Below are 18,601 nucleotides of genomic sequence, written 5' to 3' on the forward strand. Positions count from 1 at the left end.
TCCTCCTTCGCGTTCATCGAACGGACCTGTTCAGATGGCTCGTCTCACTCTCCGGTGAACCGCGGCTCGCGGCGCTCCTGAAAGGCCTGCAGTCCCTCCGCACTGTCGCGGCTGCTGTGCAGCACGGAGACGGTCTCGCGCTCGTAGCCAACGCCCTGGCGCAGTTCCCCCGCCACGGCGGCATCCACCAGGCGCTTGCCTGCGGCCAGCGCCAGCGGTGCGCCGGCCGCCAGGGTCTCGGCGAGTGCGAGGGCGGCGTCCAGGCCGCGACCGGGCTCGGCCAACTCGTTCACCAGGCCAAGCGTGTGGGCGCGCTCGGCGTCGATCGGCTGTCCGGTGAGGATCATTTGTCGGGCCACAGCCGGGGCGATCATTCGCGGCAGCCGCTGGGTCCCGCCCGCGCCCGGCAGCACGCCGAGCTTCATCTCGGGCACGCCCAGCTGGGTTCCGCGCTCGGCTACTCGCAGGTCGCAGGCGAGCGAGAGCTCGAGGCCGCCCCCGTACGCGAAGCCGTGCAGGGCCGCGACCGAGGGCAGCGGGTGCTCCTGAAGGCGCTGGAAGACCTCGGTCAAGTGCCCGACGAGGTCGCGGAACCGGGCGGAGGGAGCCGAGGTCTCGGCAAACGAGCCGATCTCCGCGAGGTCCGCGCCGGCTGAGAAACCCCGGCCCTCCCCTGTGAGCACCACCGCGCGGATCGCGCGCTCGGCGCGCAGCGCGTTCAGTTCCTCGTCGAGGCGGTCCACCAGCGGCGTGCTGAGGGCGTTCAGCTGCTTGGGTCGGTCGAGCTTCAGTACGGCCACACGATCGCGCAGTTCGGTGCGGATCAGTGGCTCGGTCGTCTGTGTGGTCTGTCCCATCAGGCCGCTCACATCATCGTCAGGCCGCCGCTGACCGAGACAGTCTGCCCGGTCATGTAGGCGGCGGAGTCGGAGGCGAGGAAGGCGACCACGCCGGCGATGTCGTCCGGCTGCGCGACTCTGCGCAGCGGAATGCTCCGGACCGTGGACTCCACGATCTTCGGGTTGAAGTCGTTCACCTGGCCGAGGAGCGAGGTCTCCGTCGGGCCGGGAGCGACGCAGTTGATAGTGATGCCGTAGCGCGCGACTTCACGGGCCAGCGCCTTGCCGAAGGCGATGACCCCGCCCTTGGTGGCCGAGTAGACGACCTCGCCGGACGAGCCGACCCGGCCGGCGTCCGAGGCAATGTTGATGATCCGCCCGCCGCCGTGCTCCATCATGTCGTCCAGCACCGCGCGGGTGACCGTGATGGTTCCGCGCAGGTTCACGGAGATGATGCGGTCCCAGTCCGCCTCATCGGTGTCCGTGAACTTGCGGACGACGTCCACCGCGGCGTTGTTCACCAACAGGTTCACGGGGCCCAGCTGGCTACGGACCGCCGACAGCGCCTCACGCACCTGCACGGAGTCCGAGATGTCCGCGGCCACCCCGACGGCGCGCGCCCCGTACTCCTCCGCCAGCTCGTCGGCCGCCTTGACGGCCGTGTCGCCGTGGACGTCGCAGACGGCGATCGCCGCTCCCGCGACGGCCAGACGCGCGGCGATCGCCCGTCCGATGCCACGGCCCGCGCCCGTCACCAGGGCGACGCGCCCCTTCAGATCCTCCGCCATCGATTCCCCTCCACTCTCCGGTACCGTTCTCAACCCACATCATATAGCTAACTTATTAAACGAAGACAACTGAAGGACTGTATCGCGCTCCGCCATCGACCGCGCGGGTCGTGCGTCGGAGCGACACGAACGGCACGTCGGCTCGGGACCACATTGCGGTCCCGAGCCGACGTGCCGTCAGAAATCAGGCAGAGCGCTCGGATCCGAGGACGGAGACGAACGACACGCACTCCCCCGGCCCCCCGCCGAGATTGTGGGTGAGCGCCAGCGAGCGGCCATCGGCCACGCTCTGCAGGGCCCGCTCCTTCGGGGCCTCGCCGCGCAACTGCAGCCAAGCCTCGAACATCATCCGCAACCCTGAGGCGCCGATCGGGTGGCCGAACGCCTTGAGTCCGCCGTCCGGATTGACCGGCAGAGAACCGTCCCGGTCGAAGGCTCCGGCCGACGCGTCCTTCCACGCCTGCCCGCGCTCCGAGAACCCGAGGTCCTCCATCAGTACGAGCTCGGTAGGGGTGAAGCAGTCGTGCACCTCGGCAAGCGCCAGCTCCGAGCGGGGATCGACGATCCCGGCCTGGCGGTAGGCCTCCTGGGCCGCCTGCACGACTTCGGGGAACGAGGTGAAGTCGTACGACGGGTCGCTCACGCCGTCTGCCGCACCGGCAACGAAGGAGAGCGCCTTCACGAAGATCGGCTTGTCTGTGTAGCGGTAGGCGTCCTCGGCCCGGACCACGATCGCGGCAGCCGAACCGTCGGAGACACCAGAGCAGTCGAAGACGCCGAGCATGCCAGCGACGGTCGGTGCGTTACGGATCCGGTCCATCGGCACCTCCTTGCGGAACTGCGCCCGGGGGTTCAGGGCCCCGTTCACGTGGTTCTTCCACGCGATACGGGTGAGCACCTCCTTGAGGTCCTCCTCCGACACCCCGTACTTGGCCGCGTACGCGGGGGCCAGCAGTGAGAAGTTGGCCGGGGCGGTGATCTCGCCGCGGCTGTCGTCGCACGCCCCGGGCATCGTCGTGCCGCTCAGACCCGACATACCCGAGTCCTTGAGCTTCTCGACGCCGACCGCCATGGCCGTGTCGTACGCACCGGAGGCCACCGCGTAGCAGGCGTTGCGCAGCGCCTCCGAACCGGTGGCGCACATGTTCTCGACCCGGGTCACCGGTCGTCCGGCGAGCCGCAGCGGGCGGCTCAGCGAGAGACCGGAGACACCGGAGGCCTGGGTGCCGAACCAGAACGCGTCGATGTCCGGCAGCGTGATGCCCGCCGACTCGACCGCGTCGCCGACCGCGTCGATCAGCAGGTCGTCGGCGGACTTGTCCCAGCGCTCACCGAAGGGCGTGCAGCCCATTCCTACGATCGCGACCCGGTCGCGGATCCCGTGCGAACCCATCAGCGTGCTCCCTCTCGCGACGCGTCTCCGTCCGCGGCCGCGGGCGCCTCGGCCTCGCGCACCGGACGGGCCTTCCAGAAGTAGTTGTGAATCCCGTTGGCGGTGACCGTGCGACGGAAGGTCATCTCGACCCGTCCCCCGATCACGGCTTCGGCCTCGGTCGCGTCGGTGAGTTCGCACCGGAAGCGACCGCCGCCGTCGAAGTCGACGACCACGGCGATCATCGGCGGGCTGGGGGTGAAGGCGAGCCGGTCCACCGTGAAAGTGGCGACCTTGCCTCGTACGTGCTCCATCGGCTCCGGGGCCATCGCGTCCACCTCGCCGCAGGAGCGGCAGACCCGCTCGGCCGGCAGGTGCCGGGTCGCGCACTTCTCGCAGCGCGAACCGATGAAGGCGTACTTCCAGGCCGCACGGCGGTGGGCAGGCGGCGCATAGGGCACCTCCGGGTCCGGGCGGCGCGGCGGCTCACGGTCGAGCATGCCGCGCCAGGACAGGAAGGTCGCGTACTTCAGCGGCGGTCCACCGGCCTCTACCTGACCGGCCACCGACTTGGCTGCGCGGTGTGCGGGCAGCGCCTCGGTGGTCCGGAACAGCAGCACGCTGACTCCGTCACCGAGCACCACGAGGGCGATGGTCTCGCCCGGCTGCGCGCGGTCCAGCGCGTCCGCCAGCTGCAGACCCGCCTGCGCGGTGCCCGCGTTGCCGATAGTGCCGGTGTAGTCCGGGGCGTGGGCCTCCGATCGCACGCCGGCCGAACGCCGCACGGCGGCACAGGCCCGGGCGTGCAGGCCCGCCACCGCGAAGTGGTCGATCTTCGAAACACCGAGGCCCGCCTCGTCGAGGGCGGAGCGCAGGGCCTTGGTGGCCTGGGAAACGTAGATCTCCTCGCTGAACCGTTCCTCCCAGACGCGCGAGGACGCGGCGCCGGGCAGGCGCCAGCGTTCCAGGATCTCGTCGCTGACCGTACTCTGGCCGATCAGCTTCGCGAGCACAGGCATGTCCTCGCGGTGACCGGCGAACAGGAAGGCCGCGGCGCCGTCACCACCCGCGGACTCGTCCGACCCGCCGGGCGCACCCGTACGCACGTCGGCGAGCACGGACAGGGTCGGTGCGGCGGCCGAGGCCCCGGTCAGGAGGGCGGCGACGCCCGAGCGCACGGCGCCGGCCATGTCGGCGGCCAGCACCTCAGGGTTCAGCCCCAGCGCGGCGTGCACCGCCGCGGCGTTGGTCTTGTCCAGATAGGCGGGCGTCGCGGTCGCCAGGAAGAGCTGGTCGACCCTCTCCCTCGCCCGACCCGGGGGAAGCGCGGTACGCGCCGCCTCCACGGCCATCGACGTGGTGTCCTCGTCGTACGACGCCACGGAACGGGTGCCCTTGCCTCCCCCCACCCCCAGCGTCTCGGCTATGTCCGCTCGTCGCAGACGGTGGTACGGCACGTAGGCGCCGTAGGCGATGATCCCGGCCATCCCGCGTCCTCTCCGGTCTCGTCTCGTCCTGCTACCTCGACTCAGCTCGCCGCGAGAGTAGCATATCTATTTAACTATTTACACGCCTTCGGAACCGGTCCACTCGCTCATCCGGCGAACTCCGCACGGATCCTCTCGGTGTCGGCGCCCAGCGCGGGGACCCCGCCACGCGGCGTCTCCCAGTGCCGGGCCAGGGCCGGCGGCAACAGCACGGGGACGTCACCGACCGGCGTACCGGCGTCTCTCCAACGACCGCGATCCGCCAACTGCGGGTGAGCTGCCAGGTCCTGGACCCCATTGAGCCGGGCGTTGCCGATACCGGCCTCGTCCGCGATGCGCTGGATGTCCTCCAGGTCGCGCTCCGCACACCAAGCACCCAGGATCTGGTCGAGTTCGGCGCGACGCTGAACCCGATCGGCGTTGTGGGCGTAGCGGGAGTCCTTCCCCAACTCCGGCCGCCCCAGGACCTTCTCCGCCAGCCGCAGCCATTCGCGGTCGCTCGTGGTGCCGAGCACGACGGTCAGCCCGTCCGCGGTCGGATAAGCGCCGTACGGGGCCACCATGGGCGAGCCCATGCCGACCGGCACCGGCTCCTCGGCGCCGTGCAGTACGGAGTTGAGCGCGAAACCCATCATCTCGGCGACCACGTCGAGCATGGCGATCGGGATCACCGCCCCGCTCCCGGTCCGTTCCCGCTCGTACAGGGCGGCGAGGACAGCGGAGTAGGCATACAGGCCGGTACCGATGTCGGCGACCGGAATACCCGGCTTGGCCGGCTGCCCCGCGAGACCGGTGATCGAGCAGGACCCACCCTCGGCCTGGACCAGCAGGTCGTAGGCCCGCTTGTGGTCAAGGGACCCACCGGTGCCGTAGCCCGAAATGTCGACGATGACCAACCAGGGGTGACGCCGGGCGAGTTCGTCGGGTGCGAGGCCCAGGCGCCCGAGCGCGCCCGGCGCCAGGTTGCTGACGAAGACGTCGGCCCGGGCAATCATCCGGTCGAAGAACTCCCGCCCGTCGGGCGCGGCGAGGTCGACCTCGACGGACTCCTTGCCATGGTTGAGCCAGATGAAGTGGGATGCCATCCCGCGCACAGCCGTGTCGTAATACCGGGCGGTGTCGCCGACCCCCGGGTTCTCCAGCTTGATTACGCGTGCACCGAGATCGGCGAGATGCCGCGTGCAGAGCGGGGCCGCTACCGCCTGCTCGATACTCAGAACGGTGATTCCTTCGAGAGGGGCACTCACCCGGACGTTCCTTTCACCCTCAACTGCGGATATTCCGCCTGCCATGTGCGGACCGAACGAGGCGCGCGCTCCGCGCCTCCGTTCCCGCACGACTTCGAACGCACGCTCCGCCACCAGCATCCAATTGTCAATAATAATTGAACTATTAAGCTGACAGCCCGCAGGCCGGAGCCCGCCGGCCGCACTCCGGACATCAGTCCGAAACGTTGTCGTGACAAGGACCGCCTGTTAGTTTCCGGACATCGGCTCGCGATTCGCGAGAGGCACTCACCGGGGAGGCTGTCGATGGAGCCCGTGGATCTGAAGGCCCGGATGGCACCGCTCTGCCGGGGGGTGCGCTGGGGAACCGTGAGCAACCTGCCTCTGGCCGACCCGGCCTTCCCGGCCGCTCCTGGTCTGCCCGAGCCCTCATGGTCCGCCGCCGACCAGGCGCGCGCCGACTGGTGCAGGGACGTGTCCGCACTGGTGGGCCACAGCGTCACGGACCGCAGATACGTCCTGGGCTGGCGGCACCTACAGCCCGAGGCGCCGGGCCACTGGGACCTGGCTGCACTCGATCGCTGCGACCGCCACTTGGACGCCCTGCTGTCCATCGGAGTGCACCCCGCCCTGACCCTGCTACATGTGGACCTGCCGGACTGGGTCGAGCAGAGCGGCGGCTGGCTGTCCCGGGAGACCGCGGAGCGCTTCGCCGCCTACGCCGCGGAGGTGGGACGCCGCTTCGGCGATCGCGTACAGGGCTGGGTCACCTCCACCGATTTGGTGACGCCGTCGGCGGCCGACCACGTGCTCGGGATGCTCCCGAACGACCACGGGTGCGGGCAGGAAGGGCTGCGCAGCGTTCACCACATACTGCTCGGCCACGGGTTGGCCTCACAGGCGCTGCGCGCCGCGGGCGGCCCCGGCGGCGTCGGCACGACCAACATGCTCTTCTCCGGGTACCCGGCCCTCGACGACCCGTGGGACCGTTCGGCGGTGGAGGATCTGGAGTTGTGGGCGAACCAGCTCTACCTCGACCCACTACTGACCGGGCGCCACCTCGCCACCGAGGACGGCCGCTGCCCGGTAGTCGAGACGGGAGCGGTCCGTGAGGGCGACCTGGCCGCCATCGCCACACCTCTCGACACCCTGACACTCTCCTGGAACTCGCCGATGCGGGTGACCTCGCCGGAGAACCTGCCTCGGCTGCTGCCACCGTCAAGCCGATTCCAATCCCTCAACGACGCCAACCGGATCATGGCCCCGCTGGGCTTCGCCGTCCTCCCGTCCGAGGACCTGCCGACCACCGAGGAGGGCTGGCCCATCATGCCGGAGGCGCTGGCAGACGCGCTGGCCACCGTGCACGGCCGCTACGGGGCGACCCTTCCGCCCGTACGGGTCAGCGACAGCGGCATGGGATTGCTCCCGGCCGGCCCGGATAGCATCCGGCCCGCCCCACATCGCACCGCCCTGGCGGCCCAACTCGCCTGGCTCGCCGACGTCGTCGACCGTGGCATTCCGCTGGCCGCATACGAGTACTGGCCACTGTTGGACAACCACGACTGGAAGTACCGTTACGCACGCCGTTACACGCTTCCGGTGCACGCCGACTCCCTCACTCCGCAGCCTCCGCTCCCCCGCGACTGGACACGGGCCGGCACCTTCGCCCAGCACACCGCCTCCACCCCGGAGCCCCACCACACGCCGGGCGGGGCCGGCCGTCGGCTCGCCGCGGTTCCGAGCTGAGAACAGTCGAGCGGAAGGTCGGCACGCCGACCATCTCCTCCATGCGCCCGGTGGTCGGGACGTAGCGCACCTCGCCCACCATCACCGGGCATCTGCCGCCACTGCCACCTTGCCCCCCACCAACCAGTTGGCCGATCCATCTCATAGATACAGGCCAATAGTCTCACTATTTACACGCATGAAGAACTCTCTTAAGCTGTCGACAGGTGCATACACATGTCGTCGATGCCGACCGAGAGGACAGCGCATGGACTTCACTCTGACCCAGGAGCAAGAGGACCTCGCAGCGACCGTCCGTCACTTCGCAGAGAAGGAGTTGGCCGCAGGAGCGCTCGAACGTGCTCACAATCCGACCTATTCGTGGGACGTCGCCGAGCGGCTCGCCTCCATGAACCTCCTGGGCCTCGCCTTCCCCGAGGTCGACGGAGGTGCGGGAGGCTCGCTGATGGACGCCGTCGTAGCCATTCAGGCGCTCGCGTCGGTCTGCCCGACAGCCGCGGACGTCTTCCAGGCGGGCAACTTTGGCGCTATCCGCACGCTGGCCGAGTACGCCTCCCCCGAACAGAAGAAGCGCTTCCTGCCCGATCTGCTGGCCGGCCGGGCGCTGATATCGGTGGCGATGAGCGAGTCGGAGGCCGGATCGGCGCTCACCGACCTGAGCACCAGCGCGGTCCCGGACGGCGACGAGTACGTCATCAACGGAACCAAGCTCTGGTCGACCCACAGCCCCGACGCCACCCTCTTCTTGGTCTACGTCCGCTACGGACCGGGCGTGGGCGGCATCGGCTCGGTGCTGGTCGAGCGGGACACCCCGGGGCTGACCGTCGGCGCTCCGGAGTCCTACATGAGCGGCGAGCACTGGTCCGAACTGCGCTTCGAGAACTGCCGCATCCCCACCGACAACGTGTTGCTCGGACCCGGCGGCTTCAAGAAGCAGATCAGCGGCTTCAACGTGGAGCGGATCGGCAACAGCGCCCGGGCACTGGCCGTCGGACGCCACGCCTTCAACATCGCGCGCGACCACGCCAACGTACGCGAGCAGTTCGGCCGCCCACTCAGTGACTTCCAGGGCATCCAGTGGAAGTTCGCCGAGATCGCCGTGCAGATGGAGTCCGCGCAGCTTCTGCTCTACCGGGCCGCCGTCAGCGCCGACCGGGGCCTGCCCAGCGCCTACGACACGGCCGTGGCCAAGTACGCCTGCAATACCGCCGGCTTCGCGGCAGCCAACGAGGCGGTGCAGGTGATGGGCGCGATGGGGTACAGCACCCAGACTCTGGTCGAATACTGCCTGCGCCGCACCCGGGGCTGGCAGATCGCCGGCGGTTCGCTGGAGATCCTGCGCAATCGGATCGCCGAGGACGTCTTCGGACGCCGATTCTCTCAGCGGGCGCCCAAGTGAGGGACAGCATCGAGGGCGTGTCCGCCCTGCTCGATCCCCGGAGCATCGCCCTGGTCGGCGCCTCAGACGATTCCCGCAAGGCGTCCTCTAGACCTCTGACCTTTCTCCGCGAGAGCGGGCATCCGGCGGCCGTCTACCCGGTCAACGCGCGACGCGACCAAGTGGCCGGGGAAAAGGCCTGGGCCTCCCTCCGCGACCTTCCCGAAGTCCCCGACCATGCCTTCGTGATGACGCCCGCCCAGGTCGCTCTGGACACCGTCCGGGAGTGCGCCGAGCTCGGCGTCCCGGTCGCGACCGTGCTCAGCGGCGGGTTCGCCGAAGAGGGACCGGAGGGTGAGGAGCGCCAGCGCGAGCTGCTGAGGGTCGCGCGCGAGGGCGGCGTTCGGTTGCTCGGACCGAGCAGCCTGGGCGTGGTCGACCTGCGCTCGGGCCTGCGCCTGACCGGGAACGCGGTCTTCGCCGAGCTGGACCTCCCCGTCGGTGGGACCTTCGTGGCCTCGCAGTCCGGCAGCATGATCGGAGCGTTGGTCTCGCGCGGCAAGGCCCGAGGGATCGGCTTCGCTTCAGTGGTCTCGGTGGGCGCGGAGGTCGACCTGGGGATCGGGGAGATCTGCGCGGCGACGCTGGACGACCCCTCGGTCACCGACTATCTGCTCTTCCTGGAGTCGATTCGCCACCCGCAGGCCCTTGCCGACTTCGCTCAGGCCGCCGCCGAGCGCGGCAAGCCGGTGGCCGCCTACAAGCTCGGACGCTCGGCCGCGGCCGCCGAACTGGCCCGCTCCCACACGGGGGCGCTGGCCGGAGAGGACGACGTGGCCTCGGCCTTCCTCGCGCAGTGCGGCATCGCACGGCTGGACACCTTGGAAGCCCTCTTCGAGGCTCCCGCGCTCCTCAAACGCATCCCCGCTCGCAGCCCTGGCGGTTCCGCTCCCGCAGTGGGGGTGGTGACCACCACAGGCGGCGGAGCGGCCATGGTGGTCGACCAGCTCGGCGTGCGCGGGGTGCGGGTGGCCGCTCCCGCCACGCAGACCCGGGAGCGGCTCGATGCGGTCGGCATCTCGGCGAGTGAGGGCGCGCTGGTGGACCTTACGCTGGCGGGCACACGGCCAGAGGTGATGAGCGCGGCACTGGAAGTGATGCTCTCCGCAACGGAGTTCGACCTGGTGGTGGCGGTGGTGGGATCGTCCGCCCGGCTCAATCCCGAGTTGGCGGTGCAGCCGGTACTGGAGGCGGCATCGGGAGCGGCCCGGCTCGCCGCGTTCTTGGTCCCCGACGCCCCCGAGGCACTGCGCCAGCTGACCGAGGCGGGGGTACCTAGCTTCCGTACGCCCGAGTCGTGCGCGGACGCGGTGGCCAGCACGCTGGCCCGGCGCACGCCGGGCGTGGGGTCGCGCACACTGCCGCCGGGGGCGGACGGTCGCCCCTTGGACGAGGCGGCTGGTTACGCGGAGTTGGTCCGGGCAGGCCTCCCTGTCGCGCCCTGCGCGGTGATCGATCCGACGGCCGTCGAGCCGCCGCCCTTCAGCGGGCCCTACGCCGTGAAGGCGCTCGACAGCCGGCTCGCCCACAAGAGCGATGTCGGCGGAGTCGTGCTCGGCGTGGACGCCGACGGCCTCACGGAGGCGGCGGCGCGGATCGTCCGACAGGTCGCCGAGCGCAGGCCCGGATTCACCGTCAACCGAGTGCTGGTGCAGCCGATGGTATCCGGTGCCGGTGAAGCACTGATCGGCTACCGCGTCGACCCGATGGTCGGTCCCATGGTCCTGCTGGCCGCCGGCGGCACACTGACCGAGCTGTACCGGGACCGGTCGGTGCGGATGGCGCCGGTGGACGAGGACACCGCGCAGGAGATGATCGACGAGGTCGTGGCCCTTCGCACGCTCGACGGCTATCGCGGTGCCCGGCGCGGCGACTTGGCCGCCTTGCGCTCCGCCTTGGTGGCACTCTCCCAGCTCGCCGACCGACCGCATGTGCTGGAGGCCGAAATCAACCCGCTGGTGGTGCTGCCCGCAGGAGAAGGGGTTCTCGCCGTAGACGCACTGGTACACCTGGCCAACGCGAAATGAGCAGCGACGAAGGGGCGGGGCAGGCCGCTGATGCCTGCCCCGCCCCCTTCGTCGCTGCTCAGGCATCCACTGTCGGCGCCTTGCCGCCCGCCCAGCCCTGGAAGACCTTCATGACGGCGACGACGTCCTCACCGCCAAGCCCGTACGCCCGCCCGAGCTCGAAGATTTGGTGGACGATGCTCGCGGTCGGCATCACGTAGTTCTGCTCGTGCGCCAGTTGGAGGCCGAGTCGGATGTCCTTCTCGCCGAGGTCCAGCGCGAACCGCGCTTTGTAGTCGTCGGCCAGCACGTACGGCATCCGCTTGAGGAAGTGGAACGAGCGGGCGCCGGACCGGCTGAGGACGTCGAACAGCTTCTCCCGGTCCATGCCGAGTTTGGTGCCCAGGGTGAACGCCTCCATGGCCACCACCACATTGCCCATCGCCATGAGGTTGTTGACCAGCTTCACGGTCTTGCCCTGCCCGGCCTCCCCCACGTGTTCGATGCTCCCCAGCGCGGCAAGTACCGGGCGAGCGCGCTCCAGTGCGGGTTCCGAGGCTCCCACGAACTGGACCAGCGAACCGGCGAGCGCTTCGTTCGGTCCGCCGCTGAAGGGGCTGTCGACCACCTCGATGCCGAGTGGCTTCGCACGCTCGACGATCCGCTCGATGGTCGCCGGCAGTGCGGTGCTCGCTTCGATGAGAAGGGCGCCGTTCATCCGGTCGAGTAGTCCGCTCTCCAGCACTGCAGAGGTGAGGATCCCGTCATTGGGCAGGCTGGTCAGCACCACCTCGCCGAGCCCGTCCTGCTGCGGATCGACGGCTCGCCCGCCGGCTTCGGCCAATCGCTCGACCGCGGCCGGGTCGACGTCGTATCCGCCGACGTCGAAGCCCTTGTCGACGAGCCGGCGCGCGATCGCCCCGCCCATTGTGCCCAGTCCGATCACGGTTGCCTTCATGGCGTCACTTCCTTGGCTCGATGGGTGGTTGCCGCTGTGGTCATGGCACCACCGGTGGGTCCGGGGCCGATGTGTCCGGCGCTGACTTCGACGACCTGGCCCTCGAGACCGGGCACCCCCGGGAAGCGCTCCATCACCAACGGGTCGTGTCCCGGCACGATCACACCGTCCGGTCCGGCCAGTTCGCGCAGTCGGTCGAAGCCGGCGTGCACGCCGGACAACGAGTCGTGCGCCGAGTAGGGCCGGTCGGTGTCGAGGTTGTCGTAGTAATGCGTGGCGTCGGAGGCCAGGACAACGGGCCCGGCGGCTGTCTCGATCCGCAGGGCCTGCAATCCGGCGGTGTGTCCGCCGATGAGGTGCAGGCTGAGTCCTGGCGCGATCGTCTCGTCCCCTTCGGTGAATCGGACCCTCCCCTCCAGGTTGAGGCGGACCACCGCGGTGATGTCCTCAGGCATGACCACATGGCGGAAGGATGGTCTGGAGGCGTGCGGGCCGGTCCAGAACGCGGTCTCCCGACGCTGGATCCAGAAGGTCGCGTCGGGGAACCGATCCAGCTCCCCGACGTGATCGAAGTGCAGGTGGGACAGGAGCACATGGCGGATCCGCTCCGCCGGCGCGCCCAGTGCGGCGAGCGCCTGCGTCGGATCGCCGCGCAGAACGCTCGTACGACCGCGCTGCTCCGCGACCTTGTGACCGAAGCCTGTGTCGAACAGATAGGCGGCGCCGTCCTCCGCTGTGATCAGCCAGATGTAGTAGGCCATGGCACGGGATTCATCCGCGGCGTCCGGTCGGCAGAAGACCTCATGGGGTGAAACGCCGTCACGGTGGGCATAGCGGATCGCGTGCACCTGGAATCGGGATGCGGTCATGCTTCCTCCGCAGTGCCGCGCCCAGCGACACTTGTCGACAGGTGTTGACCGGTGTATACCTGACGTTCGGGCCGACGCGCCAGGCCCGGCGGCGAAATTCCACCGCATCCCCGCCCGCGCTTCGAGGATCACCGACATGGACATGGCTTCCAACATCGGCAACAGTGCCGGCTCAATCGCCGAAACCTCGGAGGGCAAGGCCGCGTTGCTCTACGAACGACTCAAGTCCGACGTGGTCTCCGGACGGCTCACTCCGGGCCAGCGGCTCTCCGAGGCCTCGCTGAGCCGGGAGTACGGCGTCAGCCGCTCACCGGTGCGGGAAGCAACGATCAGGTTGGAGCACGACGGGCTGATCGACCGCCAGGGGATGGTCCTGCGGGTTCGCCGCCGCAGTGCCGAGGAGATCATCGACATCTATCGGGCCCGGGTCTATCTTGAGAGCGCGATCGCGGCCGACGCCGCGGCGCGTCGCACCGACCGCGACGTGCGCCGCCTCCAGGCGGCGGTGCAGGCGGAGAGCAAGGTCGACACCGAAGACCCGACAGCCGCCGTCGCTGCCAACCGCACCTTCCACGACGCGCTCGCCGTCGCGGCGCACAACGCCACCCTGCAGAGTCTGCAGGATCGCCTCACCGCGCAGATCGCCGCCATGCCCGCCACCACACTGAGTCACCCCGGCCGTTGGGCTCAGGCGCACGGCGAGCATCAGCGCATCGTGCGAGCGGTGGAGGAGCGCGACTCCGCCGCCGCCCGCGCGATCGCTGAGGAACACATGAGCCGAGCCCGGGACATCCGACTGCAGTTGTTCAATCAGCAGCTCACCGACTGACCGAACGACACCGCGGGCGGTCTGGTCATCCCCGGCGATCCGGCGACGGACGACGAAAGGACCACCTGTGACATCTGCTCACCCCGACTATCCGCGACTTGAGTTCTACCTCGCCGGGAAGTGGTGCACCGGAAAGAACCGCTCGAGCCAGCCGGTGATCTGCCCGGCCACCGGCGAGACGTTGGGCGAACTCCCGCACGCCGGTCCCGCCGATCTGCGCATCGCCCTCGATGCCGCGCGGCAGGCTGACGAGACCTGGCGCCACACCCCTGCCGTCCAGCGTTCGACACTCCTGCGCCGGACGGCCGACATCATCCGTGACGAGAGCGAAACTCTAGCCGGGCTGATCTCCCTTGAACTCGGCAAACCCATCGTCGAGGCCCGCAAGGAGACCACTACCGCCGCCGAGATGTTCGAGTGGGCTGCGGAAGAGGGGCGCAGGGCGTACGGCAGGGTGATCCCCTCACGTTCGGAAGGGACCCAACTCCTCGCGCTGCGCGAAGCAGTGGGCCCCGTGGCGGCGTTCTCCGGATGGAACGCGCCCTCCATCACCCCTGCCCGCAAGATCGCTGGCGCACTGGCCGCGGGCTGCCCCGTCATCATCAAGCCCGCCGAAGCCGCCCCGGCCACCGCACTCTTCCTGGCCAGGGCACTCGACCGGGCAGGCGTCCCAGAGGGGGTGCTCAGCATGGTCTTCGGTGATCCGGCAGCCATCGCGCGCGAGTTGCTCGCGGCGCCGGAGATACGGATGGTCACCTTCACCGGCTCCGTCCCTGTGGGCAAGGAACTCGCGGCGCAGGCGGCAGCGACCATGAAGCGCACGGTGTTCGAACTCGGTGGTCATGCACCGGTGTTGGTCTTTCCGGATGCCGATGTGGAGGCGGTGGCCAGGGCCGGGGCCCGCGCCAAGTTCCGTAACAGTGGCCAAATATGCACTTCTCCCACCCGCTTCCTGGTGCATCGCGACGTGCACGACTGGTTTGTCGACGTGTTCGCCGCCGAGTCCGCAAAGATCCGGGTGGGTGACCCGCTGGACGAGGCAACCGAGATGGGTCCGCTGCAGAACCCGCGGCGGCTCGACGCGATCCGCGAGCTGGTCGAGGACGCGGTCGCGGCAGGGGCCGAGCTGCGTTCCGGTGGTGACCGTCCCGCTGGGCTGTGCGACAGGGGCTGGTACTTCGAGCCGACCGTGCTGAGCGGTGTCACGAAGGACTGCCGCGCGGCGAACGAGGAGCCCTTCGGTCCGCTCGCCCTCGTCTCCGCCTTCGACTCCACAGAGGAGGCGCTGGCTGAGGCGAACCGGCTGCCCCTGGGCCTGGCCTCGTACGTGTTCAGCAACGACCTCCGGGTGGTGGACCATGTGGTTCCGAGGGTCCGGGCGGGCAACGTCATCGTGAACCGCTGGGCGGTGTCCCTGCCGGAGACACCATTCGGCGGGGTGCTGGACAGCGGGATCGGCACCGAGGGTGGGGCCGAGGGCCTCCAGGCCTTCCAACAGGTGAAGTTCGTCAGCCGGAGCGCCGGATGAGCGCCGAGGGGGCCGTCGCGCTGCGGCTGGCGCGCAAGGTGGTCGAGGCTCGCAGCAAGCCGCTATCGCCCGTGGCTCAGCACGCTGCAGCGGCGACTGTGCTCGACTGGTTCGGCGCCACGATCGCCGGCTCCGACAGCGAGCCCGTCGCCCTCCTTCGCCGGGCCTTCGTGCCGACGGCGGGCGCCGGGAACGACAACGGCCCCCGCCTGGTGGGCGGGGGCGAGAGCACCGACGTGTGCACGGCCGCACTCGTCAACGGTGTCGCCGCACACGTCCTGGAGATGGACGACATCTACTCTCCCGGCCTCTACCACCCAGGGGCACCGACCATAGCGGCAGCACTGGCCGTCGCCCAGCAGAACGGCGCCAGCGGCCAGGAGCTGCTGCGCGCCGTCGCGGTCGGGTACGAGGTCGGCGATCGGATAGCCGCCGCTGTCAATCCCGCCCACTACCGGTACTGGCACACCACTGGGACGGTCGGCTGCCTGGGCGCGGCCGCGGCGGTCGCGGAACTGTGCGGTCTGAGCGTGGAGTCTCTTGCGCACGCGCTGACCCTGGCCGCGACCATGGCCTCCGGTCTCCAACAGAGTTTCCGCTCGGACGCCATGGCAAAGCCGCTTCACTCCGGGCACGCGGCGCGAGCCGGAGTCACCGCGGGGCTCGCGGCAGCGTCCGGATTCACCGGTGCTCCGGACGCCCTGGAAGGCGAGGTCGGATTCGCGGAGGCGATGGGCGAGGGGGCGGACTGGGAGCAGGCTCTCCGCCCGTTCGAGCAGGGGTACCTGGTGGAACGCACCAGCGTGAAACCGTATCCCTGCTGCGGGCACACCTTCGCCGCCATCGACGGATCGCTCGCCCTGCGGGCGGCGCCCTACGGGCTGCGGCCCGGGGACATCGAAGCGATCGAGATCGAGACGTACCGGACGGCGACAGTCGTCGCGGGCAATCCCCGGCCGCGTACCCCCTTCGAGGCGCGATTCTCCGCCCCCTTCGTGGTGGCCACGGCGCTGCTGGACGGGGATGTCCGACTGGAGTCCTTCCGCGCGGAGCGCCTGACCGACCCCGCCGTGACCGAACTGCTCGACCGCACCGAGCTCAAGGACGCCTCCGAGTTCACGACACTCTTCCCGGAGCGGCGTGGGGCCCGTGTCACCATCCGCACCCGAGCCGGCGACCGGCACTGCGTCACCGTCCCCGACCGCAAGGGCGACCCGGACAACCCACTGAGCGAGGCCGATCTGCTCCGCAAGTTCACGGGCCTGTCCGAGCAGGTACTCGGAGCCGACCGCACCTGCGAACTCGCGTCCCAGCTCTCGGCGTTGGACGAGCTGGCGGACGTCCGCACGCTCGTCTGCCACCGGAAGGAGTCCGACCGATGAGCGGTCCGCTCCGTGGAATACGCGTGATCGAGATGGCCGGTCTTGGCGCCGCCCCGTACACCGGCATGATGCTCTCCGACCTCGGGGCCGACGTGATCCGCATCGACCGCCCGCGCACCAGGACGGCCAAGCCGGAGCTGTATGCACTCAGCCGCGGCAGACGCTCGATCACCGTAGACCTCAAGCGTGCCGAGGGCCTGGACGTGCTCCTGCGCCTGGTCGAGCGGGCCGACCTCCTGCTGGAGGGATTCCGGCCCGGTGTCGCCGAACGCCTAGGGTTCGGGCCGACGCAATGCATGGAACGCAACCCGCGCCTGGTCTACGGCCGGATGACTGGCTGGGGGCAGACGGGGCCGCTCGCGCCGACGGCCGGTCACGATCTCAACTACCAGGCGCTGTCAGGCGCGCTGTCGCTGTTCCGTCGGCCAGGCGGCCGCCCGGTGACCCCTCCCGGCCTGGTCGCGGATTTCGCCGGCGGCGGGCTGATGCTCGCCTTCGGTCTTGTCTGCGCGCTTCTCGAGAGCAGGGCGAGCGGGCGGGGCCAGGTCGTCGACGCGGCGATGGTGGACGGCACCGCCTCGCTCACCACCCTGGTCCACTCGATGACGGCCCAGGGACGGTGGAGCGAGAAGCCGGGGGTGAACGCCAGCGACGGTTCCGCGCCCTACTACGACACGTACGAGGCGGGCGACGGAGGGTACCTTGCCGTCGCACCTATCGAGCCGGCCTTCTACGCCGCACTGGTGGACGGACTTGGGCTCCGGCTCGACGAGTTGCCGGATCGGTCCGATCCCGCCAACTGGAGCAAGCTGAAGCGGCAGTTCGCGGAGATATTCCGGACCCGGACCCGGGACGAGTGGGCCGAGCACTTCGCCGGTACCGACGCCTGTGTCACTCCCGTGCTCACTCCCGCCGAAGCGGCGGAGCATCCACACAACACCGCGCGCGAGACCTTTGTCCAGGACTTCGGGGTGACGCAACCGGCCCCCGCGCCAAGGTTCGGCAGGACACCCACTCGCATCGCCGGGCCGCCTCCCATCCCAGGGCAGCATTCCCGGGAGGCACTATACGACTGGGGCTTCGCGGAACCCGAGGTGGCAAATCTCGTGAACAGTGGTGTCATCGAGCAGCAGGAACGTTGACCCGGAGCATACGAGCCACCCATAATCCGTTAGATCATTTTTCTTAAACACTCATAGACGTTGAGCTGCCACGGCAAGCTCACGTTCCCGTATTCGGAGCCAGATACGGTCGGACGAGGCGGGTGAAAAACGAATGGGCAAAAACTGGCTGATCACAGGCGTGTCGGGGGGCCTGGGGCTGGCACTGGCGCAGGCCGCCCTGGCGCGCGGTGACACGGTGGTGGGCACTCTCCGCGACAAGTCGCGTGCGACGGCCTTCGAGGGTAGCGCTCCCGGGCGCTCCTTCGCGGTCGTATTCGACACCACCGAACCACCCGAAAACATCAGCGAGCACGTCTCCGAGGCGTTACGGCTCGCAGGACACATCGACATCCTGGTCAACAACGCCGGGTACGGGCTGCTCGGCGCAGCGGAGGAGGTCAGTGAGGAGGAGTTGCGGCACCAGATGGAGACCAACTTCTTCGGCCCCCTTCATCTGATCCGCGCCCTGCTGCCGCATCTGCGGGAACGCGGCAGCGGCCACATCGTCAACATCAGTTCCATCGCCGGATACCTGGGCTTCGCGGGGCTGTCCGTCTACAACGCCTCGAAATTCGCCCTGGAAGGCCTGTCCGAGTCCCTGAGGCAGGAGCTGAAACCGTTCGGCATCGCGGTCACCATCGTCGAGCCGGGCGCCTTTCGCACCAACTGGGCGGGACGCGGGCTGCGACGAGCGGGCGAACGGCTGCCCGCCTACGCGGAGCTCTCCTCGAAGGGCGACCGCAACATGGAGCGCAACGACGGGCATCAACAAGGGGATCCGGCACGCGGCGCCGCCGCGATCATCAAGGCCGTCGAGACGACCGATCCACCGGCCCGTCTCCCGCTCGGCGCCGACGCGGTGGCGGCCGTCCGCGACAAGTTGGAGTCCGTGGTCCGGGAGTTGGACACCTGGGAGCCGGTCGCATCCTCCACCGCGTTCCGAGAAGAGGCCTCTGAACAGCGCTGACCG

At 69.5% G+C, this 18,601-nt stretch carries 15 protein-coding genes; 8 read left to right on the forward strand and 7 right to left on the reverse strand.

Going from position 1 to position 18,601, the window contains the following annotated elements:
• Positions 1 to 44: 44 nt before the first annotated feature.
• The 5 genes from RBJ77_RS41860 to RBJ77_RS41880 all read right to left on the reverse strand — a co-directional run bounded on the left by RBJ77_RS41860 (position 45) and on the right by RBJ77_RS41880 (position 5,853).
• Positions 45 to 857: an enoyl-CoA hydratase/isomerase family protein gene (locus RBJ77_RS41860; RefSeq protein ID WP_372349767.1), complete on the reverse strand. Its 813-nt coding sequence runs from the start codon at positions 855 to 857 to the stop codon at positions 45 to 47.
• Positions 858 to 865: 8 nt separating this feature from the next.
• The gene (locus RBJ77_RS41865; protein WP_372349768.1) at positions 866 to 1,627 is read right to left on the reverse strand and encodes an SDR family NAD(P)-dependent oxidoreductase; all 762 of its coding nucleotides are present in this window, start codon (positions 1,625 to 1,627) and stop codon (positions 866 to 868) included.
• A gap of 184 nt (positions 1,628 to 1,811) precedes the next feature.
• Positions 1,812 to 3,020, reverse strand: a complete 1,209-nt coding sequence (locus tag RBJ77_RS41870) for an acetyl-CoA acetyltransferase (protein WP_372349769.1) — start codon at positions 3,018 to 3,020, stop codon at positions 1,812 to 1,814.
• The gene (locus tag RBJ77_RS41875) at positions 3,020 to 4,486 is read right to left on the reverse strand and encodes an OB-fold domain-containing protein (RefSeq protein ID WP_372349770.1); all 1,467 of its coding nucleotides are present in this window, start codon (positions 4,484 to 4,486) and stop codon (positions 3,020 to 3,022) included. The genes RBJ77_RS41870 and RBJ77_RS41875 overlap by 1 nt, the downstream gene beginning before the upstream one ends.
• 107 nt (positions 4,487 to 4,593) lie before the next feature.
• Positions 4,594 to 5,853, reverse strand: a complete 1,260-nt coding sequence (locus RBJ77_RS41880; protein WP_372349771.1) for a CaiB/BaiF CoA transferase family protein — start codon at positions 5,851 to 5,853, stop codon at positions 4,594 to 4,596.
• A 228-nt stretch (positions 5,854 to 6,081) separates the two neighbouring features.
• Here RBJ77_RS41880 and RBJ77_RS41885 point away from each other — a divergent pair, with 228 nt between their 5' ends.
• From RBJ77_RS41885 to RBJ77_RS41895, 3 genes are all read left to right on the forward strand, one after another.
• Entirely contained in the window at positions 6,082 to 7,458 is a 1,377-nt protein-coding gene (locus RBJ77_RS41885) for a family 1 glycosylhydrolase (RefSeq protein WP_372349772.1), read from the forward strand.
• A 247-nt stretch (positions 7,459 to 7,705) separates the two neighbouring features.
• Positions 7,706 to 8,857 carry an acyl-CoA dehydrogenase family protein gene (locus tag RBJ77_RS41890; RefSeq protein ID WP_372349773.1) on the forward strand — a complete coding sequence of 384 codons (1,152 nt, stop codon included), beginning with the start codon at positions 7,706 to 7,708 and terminating at the stop codon, positions 8,855 to 8,857.
• A 17-nt stretch (positions 8,858 to 8,874) separates the two neighbouring features.
• Complete coding sequence (locus RBJ77_RS41895; RefSeq protein WP_372349774.1) at positions 8,875 to 10,923, forward strand: acetate--CoA ligase family protein; 2,049 nt, start codon at positions 8,875 to 8,877, stop codon at positions 10,921 to 10,923.
• Positions 10,924 to 10,981: 58 nt separating this feature from the next.
• On the opposite strand, the gene RBJ77_RS41900 is transcribed toward RBJ77_RS41895, so the two are convergent.
• The gene (locus RBJ77_RS41900; protein ID WP_372349775.1) at positions 10,982 to 11,860 is read right to left on the reverse strand and encodes an NAD(P)-dependent oxidoreductase; all 879 of its coding nucleotides are present in this window, start codon (positions 11,858 to 11,860) and stop codon (positions 10,982 to 10,984) included.
• A complete protein-coding gene (locus RBJ77_RS41905) occupies positions 11,857 to 12,729 on the reverse strand; it encodes an N-acyl homoserine lactonase family protein (RefSeq protein WP_372349776.1) in 873 nt (290 codons plus the stop codon). Before RBJ77_RS41905 ends, RBJ77_RS41900 begins: the two co-directional genes overlap by 4 nt.
• A gap of 136 nt (positions 12,730 to 12,865) precedes the next feature.
• On the opposite strand from RBJ77_RS41905, the gene RBJ77_RS41910 reads away from it, so the two are divergent.
• The 5 genes from RBJ77_RS41910 to RBJ77_RS41930 all read left to right on the forward strand — a co-directional run bounded on the left by RBJ77_RS41910 (position 12,866) and on the right by RBJ77_RS41930 (position 18,598).
• The gene (locus tag RBJ77_RS41910; RefSeq protein ID WP_372349777.1) at positions 12,866 to 13,558 is read left to right on the forward strand and encodes a GntR family transcriptional regulator; all 693 of its coding nucleotides are present in this window, start codon (positions 12,866 to 12,868) and stop codon (positions 13,556 to 13,558) included.
• 67 nt (positions 13,559 to 13,625) lie between these two features.
• The gene (locus RBJ77_RS41915; RefSeq protein WP_372349778.1) at positions 13,626 to 15,086 is read left to right on the forward strand and encodes an NAD-dependent succinate-semialdehyde dehydrogenase; all 1,461 of its coding nucleotides are present in this window, start codon (positions 13,626 to 13,628) and stop codon (positions 15,084 to 15,086) included.
• Complete coding sequence (locus RBJ77_RS41920; protein ID WP_372349779.1) at positions 15,083 to 16,468, forward strand: MmgE/PrpD family protein; 1,386 nt, start codon at positions 15,083 to 15,085, stop codon at positions 16,466 to 16,468. Before RBJ77_RS41915 ends, RBJ77_RS41920 begins: the two co-directional genes overlap by 4 nt.
• Complete coding sequence (locus RBJ77_RS41925; RefSeq protein ID WP_372349780.1) at positions 16,465 to 17,610, forward strand: CaiB/BaiF CoA transferase family protein; 1,146 nt, start codon at positions 16,465 to 16,467, stop codon at positions 17,608 to 17,610. Before RBJ77_RS41920 ends, RBJ77_RS41925 begins: the two co-directional genes overlap by 4 nt.
• 133 nt (positions 17,611 to 17,743) lie before the next feature.
• A complete protein-coding gene (locus RBJ77_RS41930; protein ID WP_372349781.1) occupies positions 17,744 to 18,598 on the forward strand; it encodes an oxidoreductase in 855 nt (284 codons plus the stop codon).
• The last annotated feature ends 3 nt before the right edge of the window (positions 18,599 to 18,601 follow it).

Origin of the sequence: Streptomyces sp. KL116D (assembly GCF_030766975.1) — a bacterium.
Classification (GTDB): domain Bacteria; phylum Actinomycetota; class Actinomycetes; order Streptomycetales; family Streptomycetaceae; genus Streptomyces; species Streptomyces longispororuber_A.

What these genes read in the sequence shown, in the direction of transcription:
- RBJ77_RS41880 (WP_372349771.1), bottom strand. Translation starts at nt 5,853, where the DNA reads ATGCTGGTGGCGGAGCGTGCGTTCGAAGTCGTGCGGGAACGGAGGCGC.
- RBJ77_RS41865 (WP_372349768.1), bottom strand. Translation starts at nt 1,627, where the DNA reads ATGGCGGAGGATCTGAAGGGGCGCGTCGCCCTGGTGACGGGCGCGGGC.
- RBJ77_RS41870 (WP_372349769.1), bottom strand. Translation starts at nt 3,020, where the DNA reads ATGGGTTCGCACGGGATCCGCGACCGGGTCGCGATCGTAGGAATGGGC.
- RBJ77_RS41925 (WP_372349780.1), top strand. Translation starts at nt 16,465, where the DNA reads ATGAGCGGTCCGCTCCGTGGAATACGCGTGATCGAGATGGCCGGTCTT.
- RBJ77_RS41890 (WP_372349773.1), top strand. Translation starts at nt 7,706, where the DNA reads ATGGACTTCACTCTGACCCAGGAGCAAGAGGACCTCGCAGCGACCGTC.
- RBJ77_RS41930 (WP_372349781.1), top strand. Translation starts at nt 17,744, where the DNA reads ATGGGCAAAAACTGGCTGATCACAGGCGTGTCGGGGGGCCTGGGGCTG.
- RBJ77_RS41900 (WP_372349775.1), bottom strand. Translation starts at nt 11,860, where the DNA reads ATGAAGGCAACCGTGATCGGACTGGGCACAATGGGCGGGGCGATCGCG.
- RBJ77_RS41860 (WP_372349767.1), bottom strand. Translation starts at nt 857, where the DNA reads ATGGGACAGACCACACAGACGACCGAGCCACTGATCCGCACCGAACTG.
- RBJ77_RS41920 (WP_372349779.1), top strand. Translation starts at nt 15,083, where the DNA reads ATGAGCGCCGAGGGGGCCGTCGCGCTGCGGCTGGCGCGCAAGGTGGTC.
- RBJ77_RS41905 (WP_372349776.1), bottom strand. Translation starts at nt 12,729, where the DNA reads ATGACCGCATCCCGATTCCAGGTGCACGCGATCCGCTATGCCCACCGT.
- RBJ77_RS41910 (WP_372349777.1), top strand. Translation starts at nt 12,866, where the DNA reads ATGGACATGGCTTCCAACATCGGCAACAGTGCCGGCTCAATCGCCGAA.
- RBJ77_RS41875 (WP_372349770.1), bottom strand. Translation starts at nt 4,486, where the DNA reads ATGGCCGGGATCATCGCCTACGGCGCCTACGTGCCGTACCACCGTCTG.